The organism is Leucobacter sp. M11 (assembly GCF_035726885.1).
GTDB lineage: Bacteria > Actinomycetota > Actinomycetes > Actinomycetales > Microbacteriaceae > JAPFRB01.
On sequence record NZ_JAPFRB010000002.1, the window covers coordinates 560,323 to 560,630 of the forward strand.

Annotated in this window: 1 protein-coding gene; it reads right to left on the reverse strand. The window is 70.1% G+C overall.

The annotated features are described in order from the left end of the window. Window positions 1-308 (reverse strand): Ig-like domain-containing protein (locus OOT08_RS07020; RefSeq protein WP_325091883.1); only part of this gene is annotated, 308 nt, incomplete at both ends.

The window sequence follows — 308 nt, forward strand, 5'->3', positions numbered from 1 at the left end:
CTGCGCGTTCGTCCTCGCGCTCGTCGCGCTCAGAGAGGCACCCGAGTTCGCGGGAACCGAGAACTGGACCGTCGCCCCCGCAATCGGGTTCTTGTTCGCGTCCATGACTCTGGCGGTCGCGGTGTGCGACTGCGTGCCGTCAGCGACCCGGTCCCCGCCGGAGACCTTCAGCCAGCTCGTCCCCTTCTTCCCCAGCGAGGGATCACCGGCAACGAAGGACACCGTGCCTGGGCTGCGCCGCAGCTCAGCCCCGGCAACCGTCGCGGTCACCGGCACCTTCCCGGCCTTCGTGGCGGTCACGGACACCG